This window comes from Lacunimicrobium album (assembly GCF_052161635.1).
Classification (GTDB): domain Bacteria; phylum Planctomycetota; class Planctomycetia; order Planctomycetales; family Planctomycetaceae; genus SXPC01.
On the sequence record NZ_CP197413.1, the window covers coordinates 2,278,435 to 2,301,902 of the forward strand.

The 23,468-nt window shown below is 56.0% G+C and carries 22 protein-coding genes; 11 read left to right on the forward strand and 11 right to left on the reverse strand.

What is annotated here, in order from left to right:
- Positions 1–16 precede the first annotated feature (16 nt).
- Complete coding sequence (locus SH248x_RS09035) at positions 17–562, forward strand: class I SAM-dependent methyltransferase (protein ID WP_459558205.1); 546 nt, start codon at positions 17–19, stop codon at positions 560–562.
- Positions 563–916: 354 nt separating this feature from the next.
- Positions 917–1,237 carry a hypothetical protein gene (locus SH248x_RS09040; protein WP_459558206.1) on the forward strand — a complete coding sequence of 107 codons (321 nt, stop codon included), beginning with the start codon at positions 917–919 and terminating at the stop codon, positions 1,235–1,237.
- Positions 1,238–1,364: 127 nt separating this feature from the next.
- Here SH248x_RS09040 and SH248x_RS09045 read toward each other — a convergent pair whose 3' ends face one another.
- A complete protein-coding gene (locus SH248x_RS09045; protein WP_459558207.1) occupies positions 1,365–2,936 on the reverse strand; it encodes an ATP-binding response regulator in 1,572 nt (523 codons plus the stop codon).
- Positions 2,929–4,434, reverse strand: coding sequence for a P-loop NTPase family protein (locus SH248x_RS09050; RefSeq protein WP_459558208.1), 1,506 nt, complete (start codon positions 4,432–4,434; stop codon positions 2,929–2,931). The genes SH248x_RS09045 and SH248x_RS09050 overlap by 8 nt, the downstream gene beginning before the upstream one ends.
- Positions 4,435–4,688: 254 nt before the next feature.
- Here SH248x_RS09050 and SH248x_RS09055 point away from each other — a divergent pair, with 254 nt between their 5' ends.
- The 4 genes from SH248x_RS09055 (at position 4,689) to SH248x_RS09070 (ending at position 9,513) form a co-directional block, all read left to right on the forward strand.
- Positions 4,689–6,014, forward strand: coding sequence for an MFS transporter (locus SH248x_RS09055; protein ID WP_459558209.1), 1,326 nt, complete (start codon positions 4,689–4,691; stop codon positions 6,012–6,014).
- Between the two features lie 389 nt (positions 6,015–6,403).
- On the forward strand, positions 6,404–8,557 hold the full coding sequence (gene fusA, locus SH248x_RS09060) for an elongation factor G (protein WP_459558210.1): 2,154 nt from the start codon (positions 6,404–6,406) through the stop codon (positions 8,555–8,557).
- Positions 8,558–8,675: 118 nt separating this feature from the next.
- A complete protein-coding gene (locus tag SH248x_RS09065) occupies positions 8,676–8,966 on the forward strand; it encodes a hypothetical protein (protein ID WP_459558211.1) in 291 nt (96 codons plus the stop codon).
- Positions 8,920–9,513, forward strand: coding sequence for a hypothetical protein (locus SH248x_RS09070; protein WP_459558212.1), 594 nt, complete (start codon positions 8,920–8,922; stop codon positions 9,511–9,513). The genes SH248x_RS09065 and SH248x_RS09070 overlap by 47 nt, the downstream gene beginning before the upstream one ends.
- 7 nt (positions 9,514–9,520) lie before the next feature.
- Here SH248x_RS09070 and SH248x_RS09075 read toward each other — a convergent pair whose 3' ends face one another.
- Positions 9,521–9,868 (reverse strand): cupin domain-containing protein, encoded by a 348-nt coding sequence (locus SH248x_RS09075; protein WP_459558213.1) that lies wholly within the window; start codon positions 9,866–9,868, stop codon positions 9,521–9,523.
- A 216-nt stretch (positions 9,869–10,084) separates the two neighbouring features.
- Here SH248x_RS09075 and SH248x_RS09080 point away from each other — a divergent pair, with 216 nt between their 5' ends.
- The 3 genes from SH248x_RS09080 to SH248x_RS09090 all read left to right on the forward strand — a co-directional run bounded on the left by SH248x_RS09080 (position 10,085) and on the right by SH248x_RS09090 (position 12,594).
- Complete coding sequence (locus SH248x_RS09080) at positions 10,085–11,002, forward strand: triphosphoribosyl-dephospho-CoA synthase (RefSeq protein ID WP_459558214.1); 918 nt, start codon at positions 10,085–10,087, stop codon at positions 11,000–11,002.
- Positions 10,999–11,505, forward strand: a complete 507-nt coding sequence (locus SH248x_RS09085) for a 6-pyruvoyl trahydropterin synthase family protein (protein ID WP_459558215.1) — start codon at positions 10,999–11,001, stop codon at positions 11,503–11,505. The genes SH248x_RS09080 and SH248x_RS09085 overlap by 4 nt, the downstream gene beginning before the upstream one ends.
- Positions 11,506–11,637: 132 nt before the next feature.
- On the forward strand, positions 11,638–12,594 hold the full coding sequence (locus SH248x_RS09090) for a 3-keto-disaccharide hydrolase (protein ID WP_459558216.1): 957 nt from the start codon (positions 11,638–11,640) through the stop codon (positions 12,592–12,594).
- A gap of 294 nt (positions 12,595–12,888) precedes the next feature.
- On the opposite strand, the gene SH248x_RS09095 is transcribed toward SH248x_RS09090, so the two are convergent.
- The 8 genes from SH248x_RS09095 to SH248x_RS09130 all read right to left on the reverse strand — a co-directional run bounded on the left by SH248x_RS09095 (position 12,889) and on the right by SH248x_RS09130 (position 20,970).
- Positions 12,889–13,329 (reverse strand): universal stress protein, encoded by a 441-nt coding sequence (locus tag SH248x_RS09095; protein ID WP_459558217.1) that lies wholly within the window; start codon positions 13,327–13,329, stop codon positions 12,889–12,891.
- 231 nt (positions 13,330–13,560) lie between these two features.
- A complete protein-coding gene (locus tag SH248x_RS09100) occupies positions 13,561–14,808 on the reverse strand; it encodes a type II secretion system F family protein (RefSeq protein WP_459558218.1) in 1,248 nt (415 codons plus the stop codon).
- A gap of 69 nt (positions 14,809–14,877) precedes the next feature.
- Positions 14,878–15,741: a type II secretion system F family protein gene (locus SH248x_RS09105; protein ID WP_459558219.1), complete on the reverse strand. Its 864-nt coding sequence runs from the start codon at positions 15,739–15,741 to the stop codon at positions 14,878–14,880.
- 155 nt (positions 15,742–15,896) lie between these two features.
- The gene (locus SH248x_RS09110) at positions 15,897–17,213 is read right to left on the reverse strand and encodes a CpaF family protein (protein ID WP_459558220.1); all 1,317 of its coding nucleotides are present in this window, start codon (positions 17,211–17,213) and stop codon (positions 15,897–15,899) included.
- Between the two features lie 74 nt (positions 17,214–17,287).
- Entirely contained in the window at positions 17,288–18,529 is a 1,242-nt protein-coding gene (locus SH248x_RS09115; protein WP_459558221.1) for a hypothetical protein, read from the reverse strand.
- 333 nt (positions 18,530–18,862) lie between these two features.
- A complete protein-coding gene (gene cpaB / locus SH248x_RS09120; RefSeq protein ID WP_459558222.1) occupies positions 18,863–19,870 on the reverse strand; it encodes a Flp pilus assembly protein CpaB in 1,008 nt (335 codons plus the stop codon).
- A gap of 82 nt (positions 19,871–19,952) precedes the next feature.
- Positions 19,953–20,360, reverse strand: a complete 408-nt coding sequence (locus tag SH248x_RS09125) for a TadE/TadG family type IV pilus assembly protein (RefSeq protein WP_459558223.1) — start codon at positions 20,358–20,360, stop codon at positions 19,953–19,955.
- Positions 20,361–20,409: 49 nt separating this feature from the next.
- Positions 20,410–20,970 (reverse strand): A24 family peptidase, encoded by a 561-nt coding sequence (locus tag SH248x_RS09130; protein WP_459558224.1) that lies wholly within the window; start codon positions 20,968–20,970, stop codon positions 20,410–20,412.
- 419 nt (positions 20,971–21,389) lie between these two features.
- On the opposite strand from SH248x_RS09130, the gene SH248x_RS09135 reads away from it, so the two are divergent.
- Both SH248x_RS09135 and SH248x_RS09140 read left to right on the forward strand, forming a co-directional pair.
- Positions 21,390–22,373 (forward strand): 2-hydroxyacid dehydrogenase, encoded by a 984-nt coding sequence (locus SH248x_RS09135; RefSeq protein ID WP_459558225.1) that lies wholly within the window; start codon positions 21,390–21,392, stop codon positions 22,371–22,373.
- Positions 22,374–22,574: 201 nt separating this feature from the next.
- Positions 22,575–23,393 (forward strand): inositol monophosphatase family protein, encoded by an 819-nt coding sequence (locus SH248x_RS09140; protein ID WP_459558226.1) that lies wholly within the window; start codon positions 22,575–22,577, stop codon positions 23,391–23,393.
- Positions 23,394–23,468: the final 75 nt, after the last annotated feature.

Consider the following 23,468-nt stretch of genomic DNA (forward strand, 5'->3'; position numbering starts at 1 on the left):
CCTTGGAGGATGGGCGGTGAAGGTACGTGACAGCGGAATGCCCGAGGAGTTGTACTGGGAATCGTTATTTGACATCCCCTTGATCCTCTCGAAGCTGGAGATCGCTCGCGCCCACGATGTTGCGGAACTCGGCTGCGGCTACGGTTCGTTCACGCTTCCTGTCGCAGAGACCATTCGCGGAACGCATTACGCGTTTGACATCGACGAGACGATGGTCGAGCGTGCCAAAATCCGGGCGAAGGGACGCCAGAATATTGTGTTCGAAGTGCGCGACGTGGTGGAGCAAGGGTTCGGTGTGACAGTCGATGCCGTCCTGTTGTTTAATATCCTTCATTGTGAGAAGCCGATTGAACTTCTTCGACTCGCGGCTAACGCGGTCACCAGCGGAGGGCGGATTCTGGTGATTCACTGGCGGCACGGTGACACGCCACGAGGACCTCGCCTGGAGATTCGTCCCACCCCCGAGCAGATCATCGCCTGGGGGAAACAAGCAGGCCATTTTCGTTCATGCCAGATGATCGATCTACCTCCTTGGCACTATGGAGTCGTTTTGGGGATGTAAGCCCCGTGGTTTAGCGGCTCGACTGGCGGGTGCTCAGGCGGTGGTTGAGGAAGCGGTTGAGGAGAAGTAGGTTTTAATAGCGAATGAAAGGCACAGGGGGTTTACACCCCCCGCTCGCCTGGGAGATAGGAAAGCCCTCGGCGTGAAACATGGCGGGGGCTTTTTGTTTTTTGATTGCGTATAGTGAAGGTCGTACTGAATTACTTGGGATTAGAGAGGCGTGTTGTGCAAGAAATATTTCATCTGAATTGCGGGGACGAGCTTACTTTGTTTGAGCTTAAGCAAGAGCTCTCTCACTTCTGGTGGCTAGAGGGGAGTCCTCGAGTAAAGTGGAACCAAAGGGATATTGAAGGAATGATGGAAGCACTTTCCCAAGCATGCCCCAAACAATCAAAGCCTTTTCTGATCCGTCCCGAAAGCGGATTGACAGACAAGCCTCAAACAGACCCGAATGATCTGTTCTACAAACGTTTGGGAGCGGAAGCATCGTTGCCGAAAGTGACCTGCATAGGAAGATTTTATTGCACGACACCTGTCAAATACTCTGATTTTGATTATTCACAGCTGACTATTATCTGGTTTCAGAATGAGTATGCATTCCCGGTGGATGAGGAAATCCGGCGAACGATTGCTGGAATTGATTGGAAAGGATTAGCAACGGATTTTGAACTTTAGTGAATAACCAGGTAAGGGTGGGGCGGAGCTTTGAGCAACCCGCAATGCTTGGACGTACTGGTCGCTTTATCTACTATAGAAGACAGGGGGTTGACACCCCCCGCTCGCCTTCGGAGGGGGAGCGGAGTTATTTTTTTAGGGCGAGGGTTTCTCTGAGGGTGGTCATGCTGACGGGTTTGACGAGGTGTTGGTCGAAGCCGGCGTTGAGGGCGAGGGAAGCGTCTTGTGCTTGGCCGTAGCCGGTGAGGGCGATGAGGCGGGCGGAATGGCGGGCGGGGAGTTTTTGGAGGCGGCGGGCGAGTTCGTAGCCATCGATGTCGGGCATGCCGATGTCGGAGATGACGATGTCGGGGTTGGTGGTTTCGAAGAGTTCGATGGCCTGCAGGGCGTTTTCGGCGACGCAGACGTCCTGGCCGAGTTTTTCCAGCAGTTTGGAGAGCATGAAGCGTGCGGCGGGGGTGTCGTCGACGACGAGGACGCGGTGTCTGGGGAGGTTTTCTTTGGGAGTCGAGATGTGATCGTCGGACTCGTTGGGTTCTGCGGTCGCGAGTGGGAGTTTGACGGTGAACTGGCTGCCTTTTCCTGTTCCCTGGCTGGTCGCGCTGACTTCGCCGCCGTGGAGTTCGATCAGGCGTTTGACAAGGGTCAAGCCGATGCCCAGGCCTCCGCGTGAGCGGTTGAGCGAGGTATCGACTTGAGAGAACATATCAAAAATGTTCACGAGCATGTCAGGCTGGATGCCGATGCCGGTGTCCTGGATATCGACATGAAGTTTGCCGGCTTCGATGTGCGCCCGGAGTTCGATGTGGCCACCTGATTCCGTGTATTTGGCGGCGTTGTTGAGGAGGTTGGCGAAGACCTGCGAGAGGCGTGCGGGGTCTGCGAGGATGTAGATCGGTGTGTGAGGCAGGGAGACGTTTAAGGAGATGCCGGAGTTGTCGATCAGCTGGCATGTGGACTCGATGGCGTTTTGGATAATGCCTTTCAGCTCGACACGATGGAGGTTCAAAGTCAGCTTGTCGCGGGTGATCCTAGAAACGTCGAGCAAGTCGTCGATGAGGCGGACCATCTGCTGGAGCTGACGGTCCATGATGTTGAGGGTGTCGTCACGTTCTTTCACACCGTCGTCATCCAGGAGGAGGATATCGACTCCGGCGCGGAGAGGAGCGAGGGGGTTTCGGAGTTCGTGCGCGAGGGTTGCGAGGAATTCGTCTTTGCGACGATCGGCTTGTCGTAACTCTTCGGCCTGAGCTTCTCGCTGCTTGAGGAGATTGCGAGCAGCGTATTGGCGTGTGCGGTCTCGCAGGGCAGCTTGCACACTACTGACCAGAGCGAGGACTTCGACGGGCAGGCGGATATAAGTGACGCGTTCGATTGGAGGAAGGCGTTCTGGGTTTTGAGAGCCATCCAGCTGACTGGAGACGAGGAGCAGCAAGGGGATATCGGACCACGGCGGCTGACTGGCAAGAAGCTTGGTCAGGCGAGACGAATCTCGTTTGACGAAGACTTCCTGGGTGATCAACAGCAGGCCCGCCCCGCGTTCAAATTCGTCGCAGAGTTCCGGAATATCGCTGCAGGCATGACTGTCGATACCGGCGTTCTGGAAGACTTTCTTGCAGAAGGCGATGTCTTTGGCCGTTGGCCCGAGGATGAGAACTCGTCGCTCGTTATCGGTTGCGTCAAGAATGGCTTTATTCATCGGAACCACCCATCAGCGGTTTGATGTCACCGTTGTACTCGGGTGTTCCCGTGAGAACGCCATGGAAGGAGGTCAATGGTTCGCCGATATGGATACCGTCGTTGTCGAGACTGAATTCGCGGATCGTTTTCTCATGGTTTCCGCTTCGTTTCTTCATGACGGAGATCGCGCGTTTGACTTGTCCTGCGGTTTCAAAGTAACGCAGGAGGACGACGGCGTCTGCCAGATAGGTCGTGTCGATCGGTGTGACCATGGACGAACCGAGGAGACCGTGTTGGGCGACGATCAAGAAACTGACGATGCCTTTATGTCCGAGGTAGGTGAGGAGTTCGTGCATCTGGATAACGAGGTAGCGTTCTTCTGGCATAGAGGCGAGGAAGCCGTTGAGGCTGTCGATGACGACGACACTGACTTTCTCGACATCGACAGCGTGGCGAACCAGGTCGCAGAACTGGCCGGGCGAAAGTTCTCCGGGGTCGACCTGTTGGATGGTCAATTTGTCGGTGCGGATGACTTTTTCGATATCGGTCCCCATGGAGAGGGCACGACGGAGGATGCTGACGCGTCGTTCATCGAATGTGAAAATGGCTGCGGAGTCGCCGCGATCCAAGGCGGCTTTGACGTACTGGTAAGAGAGGGTTGATTTGCCGCTACCGGCCGGCCCGGTGAGGAGCACGCTGGTGCCGTATTCGATGCCGCCGCCGAGGAGGTCGTCGAGTTGTTTGATGCCACTGGAGAGAAGATACGTTGGGATTTCGACGTCTTCTGTGTGTTCGGCTGCAATCAGGCGTGGAAAGACAACCAGTCCGCCCTGTTCGATGATGAAATCGTGAAACCCGCCGCTGTAGTTTTTGCCACGCATCTTGGTGACGTGGAGACGACGTCTGTCGGAGCCGTATTCGGGAGAGAGCTGCTCGAGTTGAAGGACGCCGTGGGCGATGCTTTGCATCTGGATATCGGTCATGTCGGACGACTTGTCGTCGAGCATGAGGACGGTGCAGTTTCGACCGAGGAAGAATTGCTTCAAGGAGAGGATCTGGCGACGGAAGCGAAGGGCATTTTGAGACTGCAGGCGAAGTTCGGAGAGGGAGTCGATGACGACTCGCAGGGGGCGAGACTGATCGACGCGGGAGAGGATCGTCTGGGTTGTCTGGCTTAACTGAGCTTCCCAGGAAGGGAACATCGAGAACTGGTTATCCGGGTCGAGTTCTTCCTCTTGGGGAATGATCTCGACGATTTCGACGTTATCCAGATTCATGCCATGCGACTCGGCACCGGCTTTGAGTTCTTCTGCTGTCTCAGAGAGCGTGATGTACATCACGGCTTCACCTTGGTCTCTGCCCGCCAGCACGAACTGGAGGGCGAGAGTTGTCTTTCCGGCTCCTGGAGTTCCTTCGATCAGACACATGCGGTTGGGGGTAAAACCACCGCTTAGGATATGATCCAAGCCACGGATACCCGTGGAGACAGATTTTTTCTGTTCGGATGCTGCGCTCATGGTTGTCTATTTTTGTATCAAAGGTGTTCAGTGAAACTTAACAGCGTGCATTTTCTGGACCGGTTGGTCTAACTGGTTGTATTCCGAGCAGTCAACTGGGCGATAGGCGCAGTTTCCACATTTCGGATGGAATTGCTGAGAGAGATGGTGATAATTACCACGCTAAGTATTAAGACTGCCTTTAGAATGTGCGTCACAGCCTTTCGGCTTGGCGTTCCATGGCTACGATCCTTCATCCAAAGAACGCATATCGCATGACTTCTCATGTTCCCGAGTCGGCCAGCCGCACACAATTGACGCTGGGTGACTGGTCGCTGATCCTGCTGTTAGCAGCGGTGAATTTCACACACATCCTCGATTTTGTGATCATCATGCCGCTGGGGGATACGCTGCGGACTGATTTGGGAATCACGCCGCAGTTATTTAGCTATGTTGTTTCTGCGTATGGGTTTGCGGCGGTGATTGCGGGGGTCGTCGCGTCGAGCTTTGTGGACCGTCTGGATCGACGGACGATGATGCTGGCGTCGTTTGGCGGGTTTATCGTGGCGACGTGGTACTGCGGGATTGTGAAGGATTATGAGCACTTGCTGATTGCTCGCGGGTTCGCGGGGCTGTTTGGCGGGATTGCTGCGTCGGGGGTGATGGCGATTATTGGGGATGTTTTTCCGCCAGCGTTACGTGGGCGGGCGATCGGGGCGGTGATGTCATCGTTTGCGGTGGCTTCGACGATCGGGCTGCCGATTGGGTTGATGCTGGCGAATCGGTATGACAGCTGGAATGCCCCGTTTCTGGCGATCGCGATTCTGGGTGTGTTCGTGTGGATGTTGATCTTCATGCGACTGCCTTCGTTGACAGGACATCGTGTGGGGCGTCCGGCGAATCCGTTTCGGCAGTTTGGGGCGGTCGTGCAGCAGCCGAACCATTTGTGGTCTTTGGCGTTTATGCTCGCGACGGTCTTGGGGACGTTTATTATCGTCCCGTTTATTGCCCCGTTTTATGTCGCGAACTGCGGGCTGACGGAGGACGACATTCCTTACGTTTACGCGGCAGCAGGGATCTGCACGCTGTTTATGGTGAATGCGACCGGGTGGCTGACGGACAAGATCGGGCCACACAAGACATTTCTGATGGCGGGGACAGGGGCAGTCATCATGACGGCGATTACGACGAACCTGCCGACGATCAATCTGGCGGTCGGGATCGTTGTGACAGCGGCGTTTATGGTGCTCGCGTCGGGGCGGATGGTGCCGGCGCAAGCGATGATCCTGCGGAGTGCGGACCCGACGCTGCGCGGGGCGTTTATGAATCTGTCAACGGCGACGACGCACTTCGGGACGGCGATCGGGCCGTTGATCTCGGGGGCGGTGATTGGAGAGCAGTTCAAAGGCGGGCCGCTGACGAATTACTGGGTCGCGGGGATTATTGGAATGGGGTTTGGGGTGACGTCGATCGTGCTGTCGTTCTTTTTGCAGTCGGCCCCGGCGCCGGTGAAGCATGAGCCGATGGTTGATGTGCCGCCGATGATGATCGATCCAACACCAGAGAATGAACTCGGGTTGGCCGTCGGGGATGTGAAGTAGAATCAAGACGGGCTTATCATCGAGGGTTCCTGACACTTTTTTCGAGAGCGTTCTAGAGCGAATCGCTGCTCCGCGTGCGGCGACCTTTCACGTGGTTGAGAAGGATTCAGGCGGGGACTCTTGACCGCAAGGGCTTGCATTTCCATAATTTCAGGATTCTCACTTCCCTCAGTACAGGCCGAAAGCTACGATGCCCAACTTCATCGCCGGGCGCAGGCCCCGGTTGACGGCTGTGAAGTGAAAACTGTCGGGATGCGGAACTCTGTTCCCGTCTTAATCCCGACTGCCCTTTGCGATAATGGTTGATCTGTGCTCTGAGTGCACGGACAACAATATTCTGACTCGGATTTTCTCGTCGGACTTTTTGACACGTTTTTTGGATACGTGAAATGAAACTGGATTTCGTTCGTAACATCGGTATTTCCGCCCACATCGACTCGGGTAAAACGACCCTGACCGAGCGGATCTTGTTTTACGGTGGCAAGATCCACAAGATCGGCGAAGTCAAAGGCGGCGGCGATGGCGCGACCATGGACCACATGGACCTCGAGCGTGAACGCGGTATTACGATCACGTCTGCTGCGACCCAAGTCCACTGGGACACCCCGAATGGCGATGACTACACGATCAACGTCATCGATACGCCTGGTCACGTCGACTTTACGGTCGAAGTGGAGCGTTCTCTCCGCGTGCTGGACGGTGCGATCCTCGTGCTGTGTTCGGTCGGTGGTGTGCAGAGCCAGTCTCTGACCGTCGACCGTCAGATGAAGCGTTACGGCGTTCCTCGCCTGGCGTTCATTAATAAGTGCGACCGTACGGGTGCCAATCCGAAGAGCGTCATCAAGCAGATCCGCGAGAAGCTGCACATCACTCCTGTTCCGCTCCAAATGACCGTTGGTCTGGAGTCGAACCTGAAGGGTGTGATCGACTTCATCGAAATGCGAGCTGTCTACTTCGATGGTGAGAAAGGCGAAAATGTCCGCTACGAGCCGATCCCAGCTGAGCTTCTTGACGAAGCCAAAGCCGGTCGTGCCGAGATGCTGGAAGCCCTCTCGCTGTATGACGATGAACTGATGGAAATGCTGCTCGAAGAAGCAGAAGTTCCTGTCGACAAGATCCATGCTCTGATCCGCAAGACGACACTGTCTCGCGAGATCGTGCCCGTTCTGATGGGTTCGGCGTTCAAGAACAACGGGGTCCAGGAACTGCTCAACGCAGTCTGCCGTTACCTGCCAAGCCCACCAGAAATTGACAACAAGGCCATCGACATCAATGCGATGCAGGCCAAGGAAAAAGAAACTGCAGAAGCTCAGGACGGCAACAACTTCAAGGTCATCCTGAAATCTGAAGACGAACTTCCTCTGGTTGCGATGGCGTTCAAGATCACTGTCGAGCAGTTCGGCCAGTTGACCTATACCCGGATTTATCAGGGTAAGATCAAGAAGGGCGAATCGTATCGCAATACACGTACGGGCAAGTCGGTCCGCTTCGGACGACTGGTGCGTATGCACGCCAACGATCGGGTTGATATCGAAGAAGCCGGTGCTGGTGACATCATCGCGGTTGTCGGTATTGACTGTGCATCGGGGGATACGTTCTGCGGCGAAGGCGTGAACTACGCTTTGGAAAACATCTATGTTCCTGAGGCTGTTATCCGTCTGTCGATCGAGCCAGCTGACCGTGGTTCTGCCGATAAGCTCGGTAAGGCCCTTGAGCGTTTCCGTCGCGAAGACCCGACGTTCCGAGTCATGACCGACGAAGAAACCGGACAGACCCTGATCGCCGGGATGGGACAGTTGCACCTGGACGTTTACATCGAACGTATCAAGCGTGAATACAAGTGTGAAACGATCGTCGGCGAACCTCGCGTGGCGTATCGTGAAACACCAACGAAAGCCGTCACTTATGACTACAAGCACAAGAAGCAGTCGGGTGGTTCTGGTCAGTACGCTCACGTCAAAGGCGTGATCGGGCCTGCTCCGGAAAACTCCGAGTCTTCGTTCATGTTCGTCAACGAAGTTTCTCAGGGGCGTATTCCTAAGGAATTCATCGCTCCTGTTGAGAAGGGCTTCCGTCGCGCTCTGGTCAAGGGACCTTTGTGTGAGTGTGAAGTGGTGAACGTTCAGGCTCAACTGCAGGACGGCAGCTATCACGACGTCGACTCGTCGGAAATGGCGTTCGAAATCTGCGGTTTCAACTGTATGCGTGAAATGCTCCGCGAAGCCGGTATGGCTTTGCTCGAGCCGATCATGAACCTGGAAGTTGAAGTTCCAGAAGAATATCAAGGTTCGGTGACCGGCCACCTTTCCAGTAAACGTGGTCTCATCACGAACTCTGACACTCGTTTTGGAACATGCGTGATCAACGCAGAAGTGCCGTTGGCATCGATGTTCGATTACGCGAACGAACTTCGCTCGATGACTCAAGGTAAGGGTGGCTTCTCCATGGAGTTCCTCTGCTACCGTCAGGCACCGAAGAGCATCCAGGAAGAAGTTGTTGCTCGTCGTCGTAAGGAAAAAGAAGAGAAACTGGCGATGGCCTAATTGGCTTTGGCCTGAAGATAGAAGAAGCCTCGGCGGGGAAACCTTCCGGGGCTTTTTTTGTGCTTGCGGGATTGCCAGGACAGGGGGATACTAATGTGACTATCCAAAGGAAAATCTCATGAATATGAAAGTGCTTGAAAAGTTAGAGCAGCCTCCGTTTCCGGAGCCCGTCTCGACGGTTGATATCCGACCGTACTGGGACTTTGACCAGGAAGAATCGTTATGGGTGACTGTCAATTTGAAAGCAGGGACCGATATCGACGCCATGACCGGCGATCAAATTTCGAGCATCAAAGAATTGATCTGGGAGCGAATTAAGAACGAGGGGATTACACTATTCCCCTACTTTGGCATCCATATCGATGGCGAAGACAGCACTGACGACGATGAGGACAATGAAAACACTTAGCTCTCATCTACTGGATCAGGCAGAATCACTGGCAAGTGCTGGTCAACGTAAGCCACGACAGGCAGACCTGAGACGGGCCGTCTCGGCAAGTTATTATGTCTTATTTCATTTGCTCATTGATCTCAGTACGCAACAACTGCTGGGTTCGCAGCCACTTATGGTGAGTTATCGCGCTGTCACAGCACGTGCATATTCTCATAAGGCGATGAAAGATTCCTGTCGAACATTCGCGCAGGGAAGCTTTGAGAAGCCCTTGTTCATGCCTCTTCCCAATGCTTCACTTCAAAAGCATAACGGTAAAGTGGTTTATCAGGTGCGGCATGCTGCAATTATACGAGTCGCCAGACTCTTCAAAGACATGCAGGAAAAACGCCATCAGGCAGACTACGATCTTTCACAGCGATTTGAACGCTCATTGGTAAAAGCTGATATTCTTGACATTCGCAAAGCCATTCAAGATTTCGAGAACATTCCGACCTCCGACGATGAGCGGAAATTCTTTCTTGTCTGTCTACTGACCTGGAAGCAGTTTAGTCAGCCGGAATGAGGACGGGTCAATCGAACCATTCGTCTTCCGGGTCGAAGGTGGGGATGGAGGTATTGAGGATCTTGAGTGTGCCGATGGCGCGGTGTCGGCAGTGGGGTTTGATGAGGATGGAGTCGCCGGGTTTGATGGGGTGGCGGTTGCCGTCGAGTTCGATTTCGCCGTGGCCTTCGAGGATGTAGTAGATCTCGGTGTGGTGTTTGTGGTAGTGGGTGCGGGCGTTGATGGAGATGGTGACGAGGTGGGTGGAGGCGGTCTGGTCGGGGTCTTCGGTGAAGGCGCGACGGGCTTCGCCGCAGGGGCAGGGGACGGGTGGGAGATCGGAGAGGTGGGTGAGGTGGTAGCGGGGGTTTGGCATGATGTCTCGGGAGAGTTGGGGTTGAAGGCTGTGGGAAATTCGCAGAGGTCCCTCATCCGTCAGCACTGTGTTTAGTAAACACCTGAGGTGTTGTGCTGCCACCTTCTCCCCGGGGGAGAAGGGAAAGAAGAGGAAAGAGCGAACTTTGCGAATGTACGATAACGTCGGGTGTTGTGCTTTGGACAGAGGGTTGTGGTAATTGCTAAACTGCTGCTCATGACCTTCCCTATTGCGAGTACTGATGTGAATCTGGCTGAGCGGATTGAATTGGCGTGTCTGTTGGAAGCGACGGCGGCGAAGCCGGGGAATGTGCATCCGACGGCTTCGTTTGTGGATTTGAGTTATCAGGACTTCGTGGTGGCTGCCCGGTTGATTGGGCATGCGATGGGGGAGAACACCGGGGGCGTGGGGGAACTGGTGCTGGCGGCTGCGAAGGCGGTTGATGAGCAGGTCAGCAAGAACGTCAACCTGGGGATTATTCTGTTGATGGCTCCGCTGGTGGTTGCACATCGTCGAGGGGGGATTGAGCAGCATCTGGATGATGTGCTCGATGGGTTGACCGTTGAGGACGCCAAGGCTGTTTACGAAGCGATTCGGACGATGAAGCCGGGGGGATTGAGCACGACTCCAAGCCAGGATGTTTCGCAGGAGCCGACGGAAACACTGCTGGCTGTCATGAGGTTAGCGGCCGATCGGGATGCGATTGCGGCGGAGTATGCGACGGGGTTTACGGTGGTGCGTCGGAATGGGCTGCCATGGCTGGAGATGACGTCGGAAGACTTCTGGGAAGACTGGGAGCAGAATGTAACCGGGTTGTTTCTGCATTTGCTGTCGAGTCTGCCGGACACGTTGATCTCGCGCAAGACGGATCGACAGACGTCGTATGAAGTGACGCAGAAAGCGACGGCAATTCTCGATGCGGGATGGCCACATACGCTGGAGAGCCAGACGCTGCAGAAGGAGTTTGATGTTTATCTGAGGGCCGATGGCAATACGCTTAATCCAGGGACGACGGCAGATCTGGTCGCGGCGACATTGCTGGCGGGGATCTTGATGGGGATGCTGCCGGTGTCTGCGGAGAAGGTGAGCTGGTTCAAGACTATCTGTCGTGAGAAGGGAGGGCAGTTCGGATGACTTCTGCTTCGAAGGACAGGTTTCGGGTGAGAGTCACGAAGGATCATCTGGTCTTTTCGGCGGCGCATTTTATTACTTTTGCGGGAGGGATCTGCGAGCGGCTGCATGGGCACAACTGGCGCGTCGCTGCGGAGGTCTGGGGGCCTCTGGATCAGAATCAGTATGTCTATGATTTCATCGCGCTGCGCGATGGGCTGCAGAAGATTGTCGATCGACTGGATCACCGGATGCTTTTGCCGTTGAGTCATCCGACGATCAAGGTTGTGACGAGCGAGCATGAGGTCGAGGTGAAGTTTGAAGATCGACGCTGGGTTTTCCCGTTGGAAGAGTGTGTGATTCTGCCGGTGATCAACACGACGGCGGAAGAAATTGCCCGGTGGATGCTGGATGAGTGGCTGCAGGAACAGCCTGCGGAACTGGTGAGTCAGCTGGCGTCGGTGCAGGTGGATGTCGAGGAGAATTTCGGTCAGTGGGCGAGCTGCTTTCGTGACCTGAACGGATGAGTTGGCGCGGGAGGTGGTTGAGAGTTGCGTCGTGTGCGGGAAGTCGATACGGTTGAATACTCCCCTTGAGGTGCACGGCCAGTCCAAGGAGGCTCAAGGGCCTTTCAAAAAGTCTTTTTTGAAACGAATTGCATGCACGCGAGGATTCAGTGCGGCTATCGTCGAATCGACCAGCTGAGCCGAATGGCTGGGCAGGTCTTCTTTATCGCGTCATGGACGATGTTCATGGCGGGTGGCTTGTCGTCGGATGTGCTGGGGCGTGAACCGCGGGTGGAGCGGGGGAATCGGCGGTCGAGTGATTGTGTCCTGGCGCTGTTGGACGATGGTCAAGTGGCTAAGCAGATTGTCACGATCCAGACTCAGCAGTCGTCTGTTTTGAGTTCTCCACAGGGTTCCACGACTGGAGTCGGTCAAGAGAGCAAACCCTCGCAGGTTATGCCGGTGAATTTTGAAACGAATCCGGACGTTCAGAATCTCCTGTCGCCCGAGAAGTTCGAGCAGATCTGGAAGAAGTACTCTGCTGAGACGCCGAAACAGGAAACTTGGTTATTGAACAATGCGGATCAGGATGCTCGTCTGATCTGCACTGGAAAGCCTTATGGTTATTTGCGGACCAAGCAGAAGTTCTCGAAGTTCCATTTGAAATTTGAGTGGCGTTATCCGGAAGGGGAAAACGGGAACAGCGGGGTTCTGCTGTTTTCACAGGATGAGGACATGATCTGGCCGCAGGCGTTGCAGGTGCAGTTGCAACATAATAAGGCCGGGCATGTGGTGCCGATTGGTGGTGCGAAGTCTGATGTCGACCTGCAGATTCAGCAGTCCGCGTTTCTGCCGAATCAGTGGAATGAATGTGTCATCAGCAGTGCGGACGGGACGGTGACGGTGATCGTCAACGGAGTCAAGCAGCGAGAAGTTCGGGGGTGTGTGCCTGCGAGTGGGCATATCGGACTGCAGAGCGAAGGTTCGCCGGTGCAGTTTCGGAAGATCCTCTTGATTGGTGATCCGGATGTGGTGCAGGAGAAGTCGGGGACAGCGGAGGGGGTTGTGAAGGATGAGGTTACGGCGGGGAAGGGTGGGTCGGAGAGTTAGTGGGAAGTCGGTGATTTTTTTGGAATGAGTTGAGGGGTCGCTGTGGAAAGACTTTGCCTGACGGGTCAGAGCGGATGTTGGCGAACCAGTGCCTATGCCCCACCCTCATCCGCCCTGCGGGCACCTTCTCCCCTCAAGGGAGAAGGGACGGAATGACGCTCCGCTCAAGGGAGGAGGGGACTTCAGAATGGAGTTTATAACCGCCTTCGGATGTCTTTTTTGTTTATAGAAGGCTTGTTGGCGCGATGCCCTCATCCGGCCTTTGGCCACCTTCTCCCGGGGGGAGAAGGGACGTTATGTCGCGTCGGATTTTCTTAGAACGAGGACTTCGCAGTGGGCGTGTTGGATGACGTGTTCGGTGACGGAGCCGAGGAAGAAGTGTTTCCAGCCGTGGTGGCCGTGGGAGGGGATGATGATGAGGTCGGCTTTGACTTCGTCGGAGAAGCGGGCGATTTCGGTGCCGGGGTCGCCCATGCGGATGATGAGTTCGAGGTCGTCGTAGCCTGACTCGACCATGAACTTTTTGGCGAAGACGCGGGTGGCTTCTTCGCGGTCAGATTCGTCGGTGGGGGCGAATTCGATGCCTGGGGAGACGACGTCGAGCGGGTAGAGGACGTGGACGGCGTGGAGGCCGGTTCTGTCGTCGAGCATGGAGAGGGCGAGGTCGATGGCGTGCTTGGAGTCGGCGGAGAAGTCGACGGGGACGACGATGCTGCGTTTGGGAAGCCACGACATGGGACGCTCCTTGTTGTTCAGCGACGCGAGATCAGGGTGGGGTGACTCGGTTTAGTTTAACGCTGAAGGGGGCGTGTCGACAACGGGGTGCGTTGCGGTCGTTGATTTATGATGTGGATCGGTGTGAGTGGAGCGTGTTTGTCGTCCAGAGTTTATTCACAGTAGTAGTTCTTTGCGCGATCGCACGGCTGGCACAGCCGTGGCACACGGGGAGGGGGGAATCATCGTCTATTAGTTCTCGTTGCGGAGGACTTCGGAGACGGCGTTGGTGTTGTCGGTGAGGACCTGGGAGCCGCCGCCGTAGAAGAATTCGGAGAGGTCGACGATGGCTGGGCCGAGGAGGAAGAGGTAGACCGCAGGGACCAGGCAGAGGACGGTGGGGAACAGCAGTTTGAAGGTGGCGGTGTTGGCCTTCGAGTCGGCCCGCTGTTTCAGTGTTTCACGCATGTTGTCGGAATACTGAGTCAGCGCGTTTGAGATCGAGGTTCCCATTCTCTCGGTCTGAGTCAACAGCGAGGTGAATGAGTTGACGTCGGGAAGGTCGACACGGTCGCGGAAGTTTTCGAGGGCCTGCTGGGTGCTGCCGAGTTCGGCTTGTTCGTAGGTGATGCGAAGTTCCTGGGCGAGGGCTGGATAGATATCTTCCAGTTCGTGTCCCACGCGTTTGAGCGAAGGGAGAATCGGGAGACCCTGGCTGACGCACATGTTGAGCATGTCGAGCATGTCTGGGAAACCCTGTTCGATTTCGGCCAGACGGCTCTTGGCTTTTCCACGCAGGAAGAGTCGTGGCAGCGACCAGCCCAGAAGCGGGAGAACGAGCATGGCTCCGATGGCGATGAACTCTGCTTCGGGAGGTCCGAAGACGAGGAGGAGCAGGCTACCGACGATCGGGAGCATCACGCCGATATAGCGTGATGCGGCGAGGTTCTGGTAGGCGTGTGGCTCGTAATAGCCGGCGTGCTGGAGTTCTTTCTTCGTTTCACGTTTCCGCTCATTCGATTCTGGCAGCAGCGAGGCGAGCATCGGAGTGACGCCGCCGTAGGCCATGTCGGAGGAGTTCGTGACTGGGAGATCGCCGGGCTCGATGCGCGGGAGGTCCTGGTTGTGGTCGTTATCGAAGACGGAGAAGGTGTAGTGAGCCTGGGAGCTGGCTGGCTGTTGTGGCGGTGTATAGAGGCGTTCGTCTGATTCGACGACGGGAGTTGCGAACGAGACGGGTGCTGGTTCGACGACGGGCGTCGTCGAGGCGAGTGGTTGTGCCTTTACGGGTTTGACCTTGGCGGCTTTGACTGGCTTAGCAACCTTGGCCGGCTTGGGCGCGTTTGGATCCTGATTGAGCGCGATCTGCTTATTGATGGCACGTCGCAGGAGGCGATACATCACATAAGCGAAGAGGGCGTAAGCGGTCAGGCGGAGCAGCGGGTAGGCTGTCCAGGCTGCCAGGATATTGGTCCAGATGTTCGTGATGGTGTCAAACATGGCGGATCCGTAGAGGAGATGTGCGGGGAACTGATCGAAACGGGAGGACAATGACGAACAGGATGTTGACTAGGTACGTTTGCTGGTCTGGAGAATTCGAAGAACCCACAGGGCACCGATGATTTCGAGCGCGATCCCCATGAAGGTTGCTCCACGGCCCCAGCTGGAATTCATCAGGGTCGAGAAGTAGTTGGGATCGCGGTAGATGAAGAAGACGAGAATCAGCGGTGGAATCGCGATCATGAGGATGGCGGTTGCACGGCTGGCGGCGGTTGCTGCTCGGAGGCGTCCCAGGAACTGGAGTCGGTCACGAAGTGTGCGGGAGAGACGTTCCAGAACCGAGACCAGGTCACCCCCGGTTGTCTGGTGGACGGAGATCGCCATGGTGAAGATCTTCATGCTGCTCAAGCCGGTGCGTTCCGTCAGGTTGGAGAGTGCATCACCGACGTGGAGTCCCATCCGCATTTTGCGGGAGCAGTCTTTGAGTTCATCGCCGAGTGGGCTGGGAGTATCGTGGGCGACGAGGTGAATACACTGATCGAGGCTGCGTCCGGTTTTGGCGGCTCGGGCCAGTTCGTCGACCATGTTGGGCATCTGGTTGAGCATGACGGTTTGACGTCGTGCGCGAATACTGAGAATGACGCCTAGTGGCAGGATGGCTCCGACCATGGCGCTGAGTGCGGTCGTCAGGAAGTCTTCCTGTATCACGAAGGCTGCACCGCCGAAGATGAGGGCGGAGAACATCGAGAGGAAGATGACGAAGCTTGGTGCGTAGTCAATGCCCGACTGGACCATGACGAGGTCGAACCAGCTGTTGATCTGGTTGGACGTGTCTTTGCGGTCCGAGGTCGCGAAGCGTTCCTGCTGTTTGAGGATGCCTGCGAACTCTGGCTTTGGTGTGATCGAGATGGCGGGGGAATTGGTCGTCGCCATGAGGGATGTCCTACGTCAGTCGGGGGTACAGGGAAGAGAAGGTCTTGCCTGGAGTTGGATGGGGGAGTGTGAGTCTAGTAGTGCCTGCAGACCCTCATCCGCCCTTCGGGCACCTTCTCCCGGGGGGAGAAGGGACAGGGGGAGGAGAGATGCAATTAGCCGAGTTCTTTGGCTTCGAAGAGGTCGCGGTCGATTTCGAAGCCTTTGGCTGCGAGGCGTCCGACGCATTGAGGCTCGTAGCCTGTTGCGTAGAAGGCGCCTTTGGCTCGGCCGTTTTCGACGCCCGACATGCGGTAGACGAAGATGTCTTCCATGTCGTACTCATTGTCTTTGACACCTCTAAGCTCGGAGATTCGCATGACTTTGCGTTCGCCGGTGCTCAGACGTGAGATGTGCATGAGGATGTTGACGGCAGAGGCGATGTAACGACGTGCCACGACGGGGGGGAGTTCTGCTCCCGAGAGGGCGACCATCAGTTCCATACGGCTGAGGGCGTCTCGTGTGTCGTTGGCGTGAAGGGTGCTCATTGACCCTTCGTGTCCGGTGTTCATGGCCTGGAGCATGTCAAGAACTTCGGGGCCGCGGGCCTCGCCGACGATGATACGGTCAGGACGCATCCGCAGTGAGTTACGGAGGAGTTCACGCTGAGTGACGGCTCCGTGACCTTCGACGTTGGGAATACGAGTTTCCAAGCCGACGACGTCTTTTTGTTGCAGTTGGAGTTCGGCTGTTTCTTCGATCGTGACGACCCGTTCAGAGTGAGGGATGTAACGGCCGATCTGGTTGAGCATTGTCGTCTTACCGGCACCGGTACCGCCGGAGAGGATCATGTTCTGTCGGCCCTGGACGCATTTGATGAGGAAGTCGGCCATCTGACGGGTCAGAGTGCCAGAGGCCACCATGTCGTCGAGGGTGATTGCGTGCTGGCGGAAACGACGAATGGAAAGAGTCGGTCCGCGGAGAGCCAGCGGCGGGATGACGGCGTGGAGACGCGAGCCATCGGGCAGCTTGGCATCGACCATCGGGTTGACTTCGTCGATCCGTCGACCTGCACGACCGACGAGGCGTTGAATGAATCGCAGGAGGTGTTCGTCGTTGGCGAAACGGACATCTGTCTTTTCGAGAAGGCCGTGGCGTTCGATGAAGACGGTGTCCGAACCGTTGACCAGGACGTCGCTGATCGAGGGGTCGGTCATCAGGGTTTGCAGAGGACCGAAGCCGTAGATTTCGTCGAGCAGTTCGGTGACCATTTTCTCGCGGTCTGATTCGGCGAGACGTTCTTTCTGCAGCGAGCAAAGGTGTTCGGCGAGGGATCGCAGTTGCTGACGCAGCTGGTCTTCGGGCATCTGTCCGGCTTTGGACAGATCGATCGCGTCGACCATCTGACGGTGCAGGCGAGTCTTGAGCTCCTGGAAACCAGCACGGTTCTGGGAGTACGAGGCATCGACTTTAGAAGGATGAGCTGAGACCATGGAATTGTTCCTGGGGATGTCAGGCAGACCGATTGATTGGGGATAATGAATCTGGTTCGGAAACGGATCGTGTGTTACTGGCTCAAGTAGAGTTTCTTGACGTAACGGTTTTTGTATTTGAGACCCTCATTGCTCCAGGTGGGACTGGTGTGCATGAGGGTGGTTCGACTTGTCAGGACGGTTGGTTGCACGACGAGCTGGATCTCGCCGTTGCCTTCGACGCGGACCGCCATGATGCGGACCGCTGCGGGGCGGGCGAGGTCGACCTGCTGGTCTTCGCTTTCGTCGGTTGAGACGGGAGCGAGATGATCAAACAGGAAGACGATGCGTTGCTGGCCGATGACGGCTGCAAAGCTTTTCAGGAGTGACTCGGGAAGCTCTGTCTTGCCGTTGACTGTCCGATTCTTCTTTTGGAAGTCGATCTGACCGTCAAACTGTTTGAGGTCGATTTCCGTCAGGCCGTTGCGGATCTGGCGGTCGATGGCGTTGGTTTTACAGCCGCTGTTGAAGTCGAGGAGAACGACGTTGAAGATTTTCTTGTCGTCATCGTCGCCTGGGTGGAAGTTGGCATCGAGAATCATCTCGGGAAGGCCATCGGGCTTCTTGACGACACATTTCTTTGTTTCGTCGTAGCTGAAGAGATCAAGGCCTGCGCCGTCTTCGATCATTGTCTTCCAGGACTGGTCAACGATTGCCAAAGGATCGTCGCCGAGGATCGCAAGGGGAAGGGCGGGAATGTTTTGTTGGGGGAGTGGTTTAAAACCAATCGGGCGGTCGTCGATGGTGGCTTCGGCGATGTCGACGGCGTCGGCAGCGGTGGTTCCGATGAGTTCCTGGAAGAGGACCGCGACGGGGTTACCGTGTTGACGAAGGCGAGAAGCGGTGACGAGGATCGAATTCGGGTGAGTGGCTGTTTCGAGAAACATCGGCAGGTTATTGACCGTGTTCAGAACGATCTTACCGAAGCGGATATCGCCTTCGGGAGTGGGATCGAGAAGGAGCTGATTTCCGGCGACCAGGTTCTGGCTGCCGATTTCAGAAGCAGCCATGCGGGCCTGCATCTGGAGGATGAGTTCGAAAGCGTTTTCCGCTTTGGACGTGCGTTTGACCAGCGTCTGGTCGTCGAGCAGTTTGTGCCCGGCGGAGAGAACGGCGGCTTCAGCGGCGGTCCGCAGTTCGACCTGAGCGGAGTCGATCCAGAGGCGATCAAGGACCAGCGCCATGGCTGCCCCGATGACCAGCAGCATCACGCCGATCGCGGGAACCAGAGAGCCGGTTCTTTTGAGTGCAGCGGGTTGAAGTTTGCGGCTGATCACGGGTTTGGGCCTGGTTTTGGTAAGGGAGATTGTTTTGAGAAGTGGGGAACAGTTTTGCCTGTGGCTGGTGAGGTAATGGGAGTTGGTTAGTGCCTATGCCTCACCCTCATCCGCCCTTCGGGCACCATTCCTGAGAAGACTACCGCGTCGTTCACTCTCGCCTTCTCGGCGAGAGCGAACTCCTTGCTTCCCCTCGAGGGAGAAGGGACGGAATGCTGCTCCCCCTCAAGGGAGAAGGGACGGAATGTGAGCACTATGCAATTCGCAGAGGGCCCTCATCCGACCTCGAAGACTCGGCCACCTTCTCCCGGGGGGAGAAGGGGCGGAGAATTGCTAGACATCGTTGGGGGAGAGGACTTCTCTAGGTTGGGTGCGGGGTGCGTTGGCTGCACCTTTATCTTGGGTTCGTCCTTTGTCTGGATCGTTGCTGTCGCTGATGCCCTGGGCACCGCGGCTGAAGGCGGATGAGGTTCGTTCACGCTGGTAGCCGCGTGGGAGGTTGCGGGTGTTGTCGTCCCCGTCGAACCAGCGACCGTCCTGGAACTGGTAGGTCGAGCGACCACCGCCGTAGTAGATTTCCATTTCGAAAGGCTTCTTTGGTTCTGGAACTGGTTCGAGACCAAGAATCTGTTCGAGAGTGACGCGATCGGCTGAGTCGAGAGCGAGGTCGCCGTTGCCTTTGCCTGAGGTGCTCAAGGCGAGGTTGATTTCACCCTTCTGCTGAGCCAGGATCATGACGTTGGCTTGCTTCTCGGTCAGTTCCAGAGTCGCGGTGTTGGAAGAAGTCTGGACGTTGGAGGCCTGAGTCAAGCCATTGACGGCGATCAGTTTGACGCCGGTGAAGAGCTTCATGATGAAGCCATTTCGATAGGCGGGGTGATCGTTGGGAATCGTGTTGGGGCTGAAGTGGACGTCGACGTAATCGCCTGGTTGTGCCAGACCATCGACGATCGAAGATCGTTCGCCGAGGCTGACGGTGACTGCAACCATGCCTTTTTCCACATCCAGTGGAGGACGTTGTCCGGAGGCATAGAGGTAACCAGAACGGACTGGTTGAGCGGCTTTGAGTGGCTCTTTAACGTAACGGCCGACGATGAGATCCTTGTTGAGGATCATATCGCGTTCGCGTTTATCGTTCCGCAGAGGTCCCATGGCGATATCGCCTTCGGTGATGAGCTTACCGACAGGCAGGTCGGAGACCGCCATCGGAACGTTTGAGACGCTCGGTGGTGGAGGACCGTCTTCTCGTGCGAAGACTTTCTTGGCGACGTAGGCTGCAATGAGCCCGCCGACCGCCAGCAGCATCACAAGGGTCAACGTGGCAGGTGAGATACTCTTCACGGGACGATTCTCCAACTCTCAAGAACGATTCAGAATGATGTCTTAGTTTTTAGTCACAGGTGGATCAGGAATGAGGGGGGAGTTATTCACGAATCATTCGTGTTTCGGCAACGATCATCTGTCCATCGAGGCTGTAGCCGATGGGCCAGAGGAGATCAGGAGCCGCAGTCAGCATGGGAACAACGATTATCACAGAGACGACGTCTCCGCTGTCGGGGCCGATCTCGGTGATGACTTCAGCCGTCGATGCGAGTCTGGGGCTGAGGAGTTTGGCGACTTCTTCGAGGACGATTTCGCGAGTTGCCCCGGGGAATGTGGCTCGTCGGGCTGCCAGTCGGGATGCTTCCAGGACCGAACCTCGGGCGAAGAAGAGCATCGAGAACTCGAGCATGCCGAGCAGGACGACGAGGAGGATCGGCAGGGTGAGTGCCAGTTCCATGCTCATGAATCCGCGTCGTCGCGATCGAGATTTGGCTGTTGAGATGATCATGGGAAGACAACCGTGGTGTATTGGATACGGAAAGAACTCAGGAGAACGATCAGGTCCATGGAAAGGTCGGGAGTTTCCAGACGAGAACGCTCCAGGTGGCGAGGGCAACGGGCACGGCGTAGGCCATGACGCGTCGGCTGGCTTTTTCTTGTGAGGTTTCGCGTTTGGCGGCTTTGGTGCGGTCTTGTGGTTTGCCGGTCGCGAGCAGTTTGCGTTTGGTGGCGTATGGGCCGTTGACGATCATTCCGTAGGCAACGAAGAAAACGGTCATCAGAATGACAATCGCTGTACTGGCAATCATCACCATTAAGGTCATCCGGAAGCCGAGCCAGACGCTCAGTGCGCCCATCAGTTTGACGTCGCCACCACCACCGCCTCCGACCATCCAGAGGACAAACAGGGTGCCGAATCCAACGAGGAAGCCGAGACCGCCATCAGCGAGGCCGCCGAGGCCGTTGAACCACAGCTGATAGACCCAGCCTGCCCCGAAGACAGGGAGAGTCAGCCAGTTGGGGATGCGTCGTTCTTTGAGATCCCAGAAGGCGGCGAGGGCTGTCAGGCCGGCCACGCCCAGGAGGAAGATCACCAGTTGCACAGTTATTTCAGGCATATCACGTCTGTTTCAAAGAGGTATTCAGGATGATTCGAGACGTACAGAGGACTAGAGAGAGTCTCTCCACCTACCAATCAGTGTTGAAACTTTACCTCAAGTTTCCGTTCCGCGTCGTAGATGTTTCGAAAACGTGACAGTTTCCGTGGCTTACCTAACCCGAATTGGCTCCTGAGCGCTCTGTAGGGGAAATACCTGTGAATCAGTCGCCATGGTTGCGTTGTGAAATCACGACAAAACTAGGCCTGTGCGCTGCTTTTTCGCATGACTTATCCGTCGTCAGACGGGCTTATAATTCCTACGGTCGTTGTAATGCTCAACATCGTTGTATCTGCTATCATTTGGGGAGGTGATTCCGTTTTGCATCCGGTCTTTGTGACCTGTCCATCGTTGTTCATCTTTCCAGAAGGCTCCCTCTGATGGCTGACCAGCCTGCGAAATCCCGTTTTCGCATTTTCGTAACGCGTCCGATTGTCGATGGGCCGTTTTCTCAGCTCGACAACTGTGATCTGGAAGTCTGGAACGGGGATGCTCCTCCCACGTATGAGCAGCTGACCGAGAAGGTTCGTGGGCTGGATGGCCTGATCTGTACGATCACCGACAATATTGATGACAAGCTGATGAACGCTGCGGGTCCGCAACTCAAGGTGATCAGCAATTACGGCGTCGGGTTCAATCACATTGATGTCGCCGCCGCGACGAAGCATGGGATCAAAGTTGGTAATACGCCGGATGCGCTCACCGAGGCGACCGCTGACATTGCGGCTGGACTCATCCTGATGTGTGCCCGTCGACTGATGGAATCTTCGTTGAGTATTCCCAAAGGCGAGTGGAAGACATGGGAGCCGCTGGGGTTTCTGGGGCATGACCTGGCGGGCAAGACGCTGGGGATTGTGGGGATGGGGCGTATCGGGTATGCCCTGGCTCGACGCTTTGCACGGGGCTGGGATATGAAGGTTCTTTATACGTCTCGCTCGGACAAACCGGATGCGGATCGCGACCTGGGAGCCAAACGGGTCAGCCTGGATGAACTTCTCGCTGAAAGTGATGTTGTCTCGGTTCACACCAATCTCAGCGCTGAGACGAAGTATCTGTTTGATAAGTCAGCGTTTGCGAAGATGAAGCCGTCTTCGATCTTCATCAACACGGCTCGCGGATCGGTTCACAACCAGAAGGATCTGTACGACGCCCTCAAGAACAATGTCATTGCTTCCGCTGGACTCGATGTCACAGATCCGGAGCCGATTCCGCTCGATGATCCACTGCTGACGCTATCAAATTGCGTCATTCTTCCACACATTGGGAGCGCGACGTTTGAAACGCGGACGCGGATGACGCAGATTGTGGTGGATAATCTGAAAGCAGGGCTGGCGGGGCAAACGCTGCCGTGTGCGGTGAATTGAATGCAGGTCTTCTGATTCAAGTTCTGCAAGAGATGCAGGGTGCTGGTGAGTCTTCGAACCGCACCAGAACGACACTCGATGCCACATTTGGTGTGGTTCACCGTATTAATCCTACACAGTGCCTCACCAGCACCCTACGAAGAATCTTCTCAGACTTCCCTCATCCGACCTCGAAGTTAAGAACCAGAAGAATTTTGCACCATGAGTGTTATTGATCCACGTTATTTACAGATCGCTGTTGAAGCTGCTCATGCGGGGGCGGATGTGCTGCGGGCCTGGTCGGGGCGTTTTACGGTCAGCGAGAAGAGTAAAGCCAATCTCGTCACGGAAGCGGACCGCGAATCGCAGAAGGTGATTTACAATATCATCAAGTCAAACTTTCCAGACCACGGTTTCCTGGGTGAGGAAGAGGGGCTTGATGAACAGCCGAAGTGGAGTGAGGAGGCCCCCGATGCCAGATGGATCGTTGATCCTCTCGACGGGACGACCAACTACGTCCACGGGTTCCCTTATTATGCAGTCACGATTGGACTGGAGATCGCGGGCGAGCTGGTGGTCGGACTCGTGTATGACCTGACTCGCGATGATATGTACACAGCGGTCAAAGGGCAGGGGGCGCGTTGCAATGAGCGGACGATTCGTGTTTCGAATATCAAGAGTCTCGATCAGGCGCTGGTGATGGCGAGTATGCCGCCCGCTCCGACGGCGGATGATCCTGCGTTGACGCGGTTCCTCAAAGTTTTTTCAGAAGCGCAGAGTGTCCAGCGTACCGGGTCAGCGGCGCTTAATCTGGCGTATGTTGCGTGCGGCCGCGCGGACGGGTTCTGGTCGACGAGCTTGAAACCCTGGGATATGGCGGGCGGGGCGTTGCTGGTCACTGAAGCGGGTGGAATTGTGACGGATTTGTACAACAAACCATTTTCACAACACCAGCCGACGATTGCCTGCAGCCCGACGGCGTCTTTGCATCAGGAAATGCTCGGGATCATCTCGCCGGACGCGATGGGTGACAAGATATAACAAATTGGATTGTCCAGCATTGCGAGACCCCTGCGACAATTTGCTTCCTGCCTTTCCCGAGTCGAGTTGCGGTCG

Bases quoted from the DNA above. Each gene is read 5' to 3' on its own strand.
- SH248x_RS09040 (WP_459558206.1), top strand. From the start codon at position 917: ATGATGGAAGCACTTTCCCAAGCATGCCCCAAACAATCAAAGCCTTTT.
- SH248x_RS09045 (WP_459558207.1), bottom strand. From the start codon at position 2,936: ATGAATAAAGCCATTCTTGACGCAACCGATAACGAGCGACGAGTTCTC.
- SH248x_RS09050 (WP_459558208.1), bottom strand. From the start codon at position 4,434: ATGAGCGCAGCATCCGAACAGAAAAAATCTGTCTCCACGGGTATCCGT.
- SH248x_RS09055 (WP_459558209.1), top strand. From the start codon at position 4,689: ATGACTTCTCATGTTCCCGAGTCGGCCAGCCGCACACAATTGACGCTG.
- fusA (WP_459558210.1), top strand. From the start codon at position 6,404: ATGAAACTGGATTTCGTTCGTAACATCGGTATTTCCGCCCACATCGAC.
- SH248x_RS09065 (WP_459558211.1), top strand. From the start codon at position 8,676: ATGAATATGAAAGTGCTTGAAAAGTTAGAGCAGCCTCCGTTTCCGGAG.
- SH248x_RS09070 (WP_459558212.1), top strand. From the start codon at position 8,920: ATGGCGAAGACAGCACTGACGACGATGAGGACAATGAAAACACTTAGC.
- SH248x_RS09075 (WP_459558213.1), bottom strand. From the start codon at position 9,868: ATGCCAAACCCCCGCTACCACCTCACCCACCTCTCCGATCTCCCACCC.
- SH248x_RS09080 (WP_459558214.1), top strand. From the start codon at position 10,085: ATGACCTTCCCTATTGCGAGTACTGATGTGAATCTGGCTGAGCGGATT.
- SH248x_RS09085 (WP_459558215.1), top strand. From the start codon at position 10,999: ATGACTTCTGCTTCGAAGGACAGGTTTCGGGTGAGAGTCACGAAGGAT.
- SH248x_RS09090 (WP_459558216.1), top strand. From the start codon at position 11,638: ATGCACGCGAGGATTCAGTGCGGCTATCGTCGAATCGACCAGCTGAGC.
- SH248x_RS09095 (WP_459558217.1), bottom strand. From the start codon at position 13,329: ATGTCGTGGCTTCCCAAACGCAGCATCGTCGTCCCCGTCGACTTCTCC.
- SH248x_RS09100 (WP_459558218.1), bottom strand. From the start codon at position 14,808: ATGTTTGACACCATCACGAACATCTGGACCAATATCCTGGCAGCCTGG.
- SH248x_RS09105 (WP_459558219.1), bottom strand. From the start codon at position 15,741: ATGGCGACGACCAATTCCCCCGCCATCTCGATCACACCAAAGCCAGAG.
- SH248x_RS09110 (WP_459558220.1), bottom strand. From the start codon at position 17,213: ATGGTCTCAGCTCATCCTTCTAAAGTCGATGCCTCGTACTCCCAGAAC.
- SH248x_RS09125 (WP_459558223.1), bottom strand. From the start codon at position 20,360: ATGATCATCTCAACAGCCAAATCTCGATCGCGACGACGCGGATTCATG.
- SH248x_RS09130 (WP_459558224.1), bottom strand. From the start codon at position 20,970: ATGCCTGAAATAACTGTGCAACTGGTGATCTTCCTCCTGGGCGTGGCC.
- SH248x_RS09135 (WP_459558225.1), top strand. From the start codon at position 21,390: ATGGCTGACCAGCCTGCGAAATCCCGTTTTCGCATTTTCGTAACGCGT.
- SH248x_RS09140 (WP_459558226.1), top strand. From the start codon at position 22,575: ATGAGTGTTATTGATCCACGTTATTTACAGATCGCTGTTGAAGCTGCT.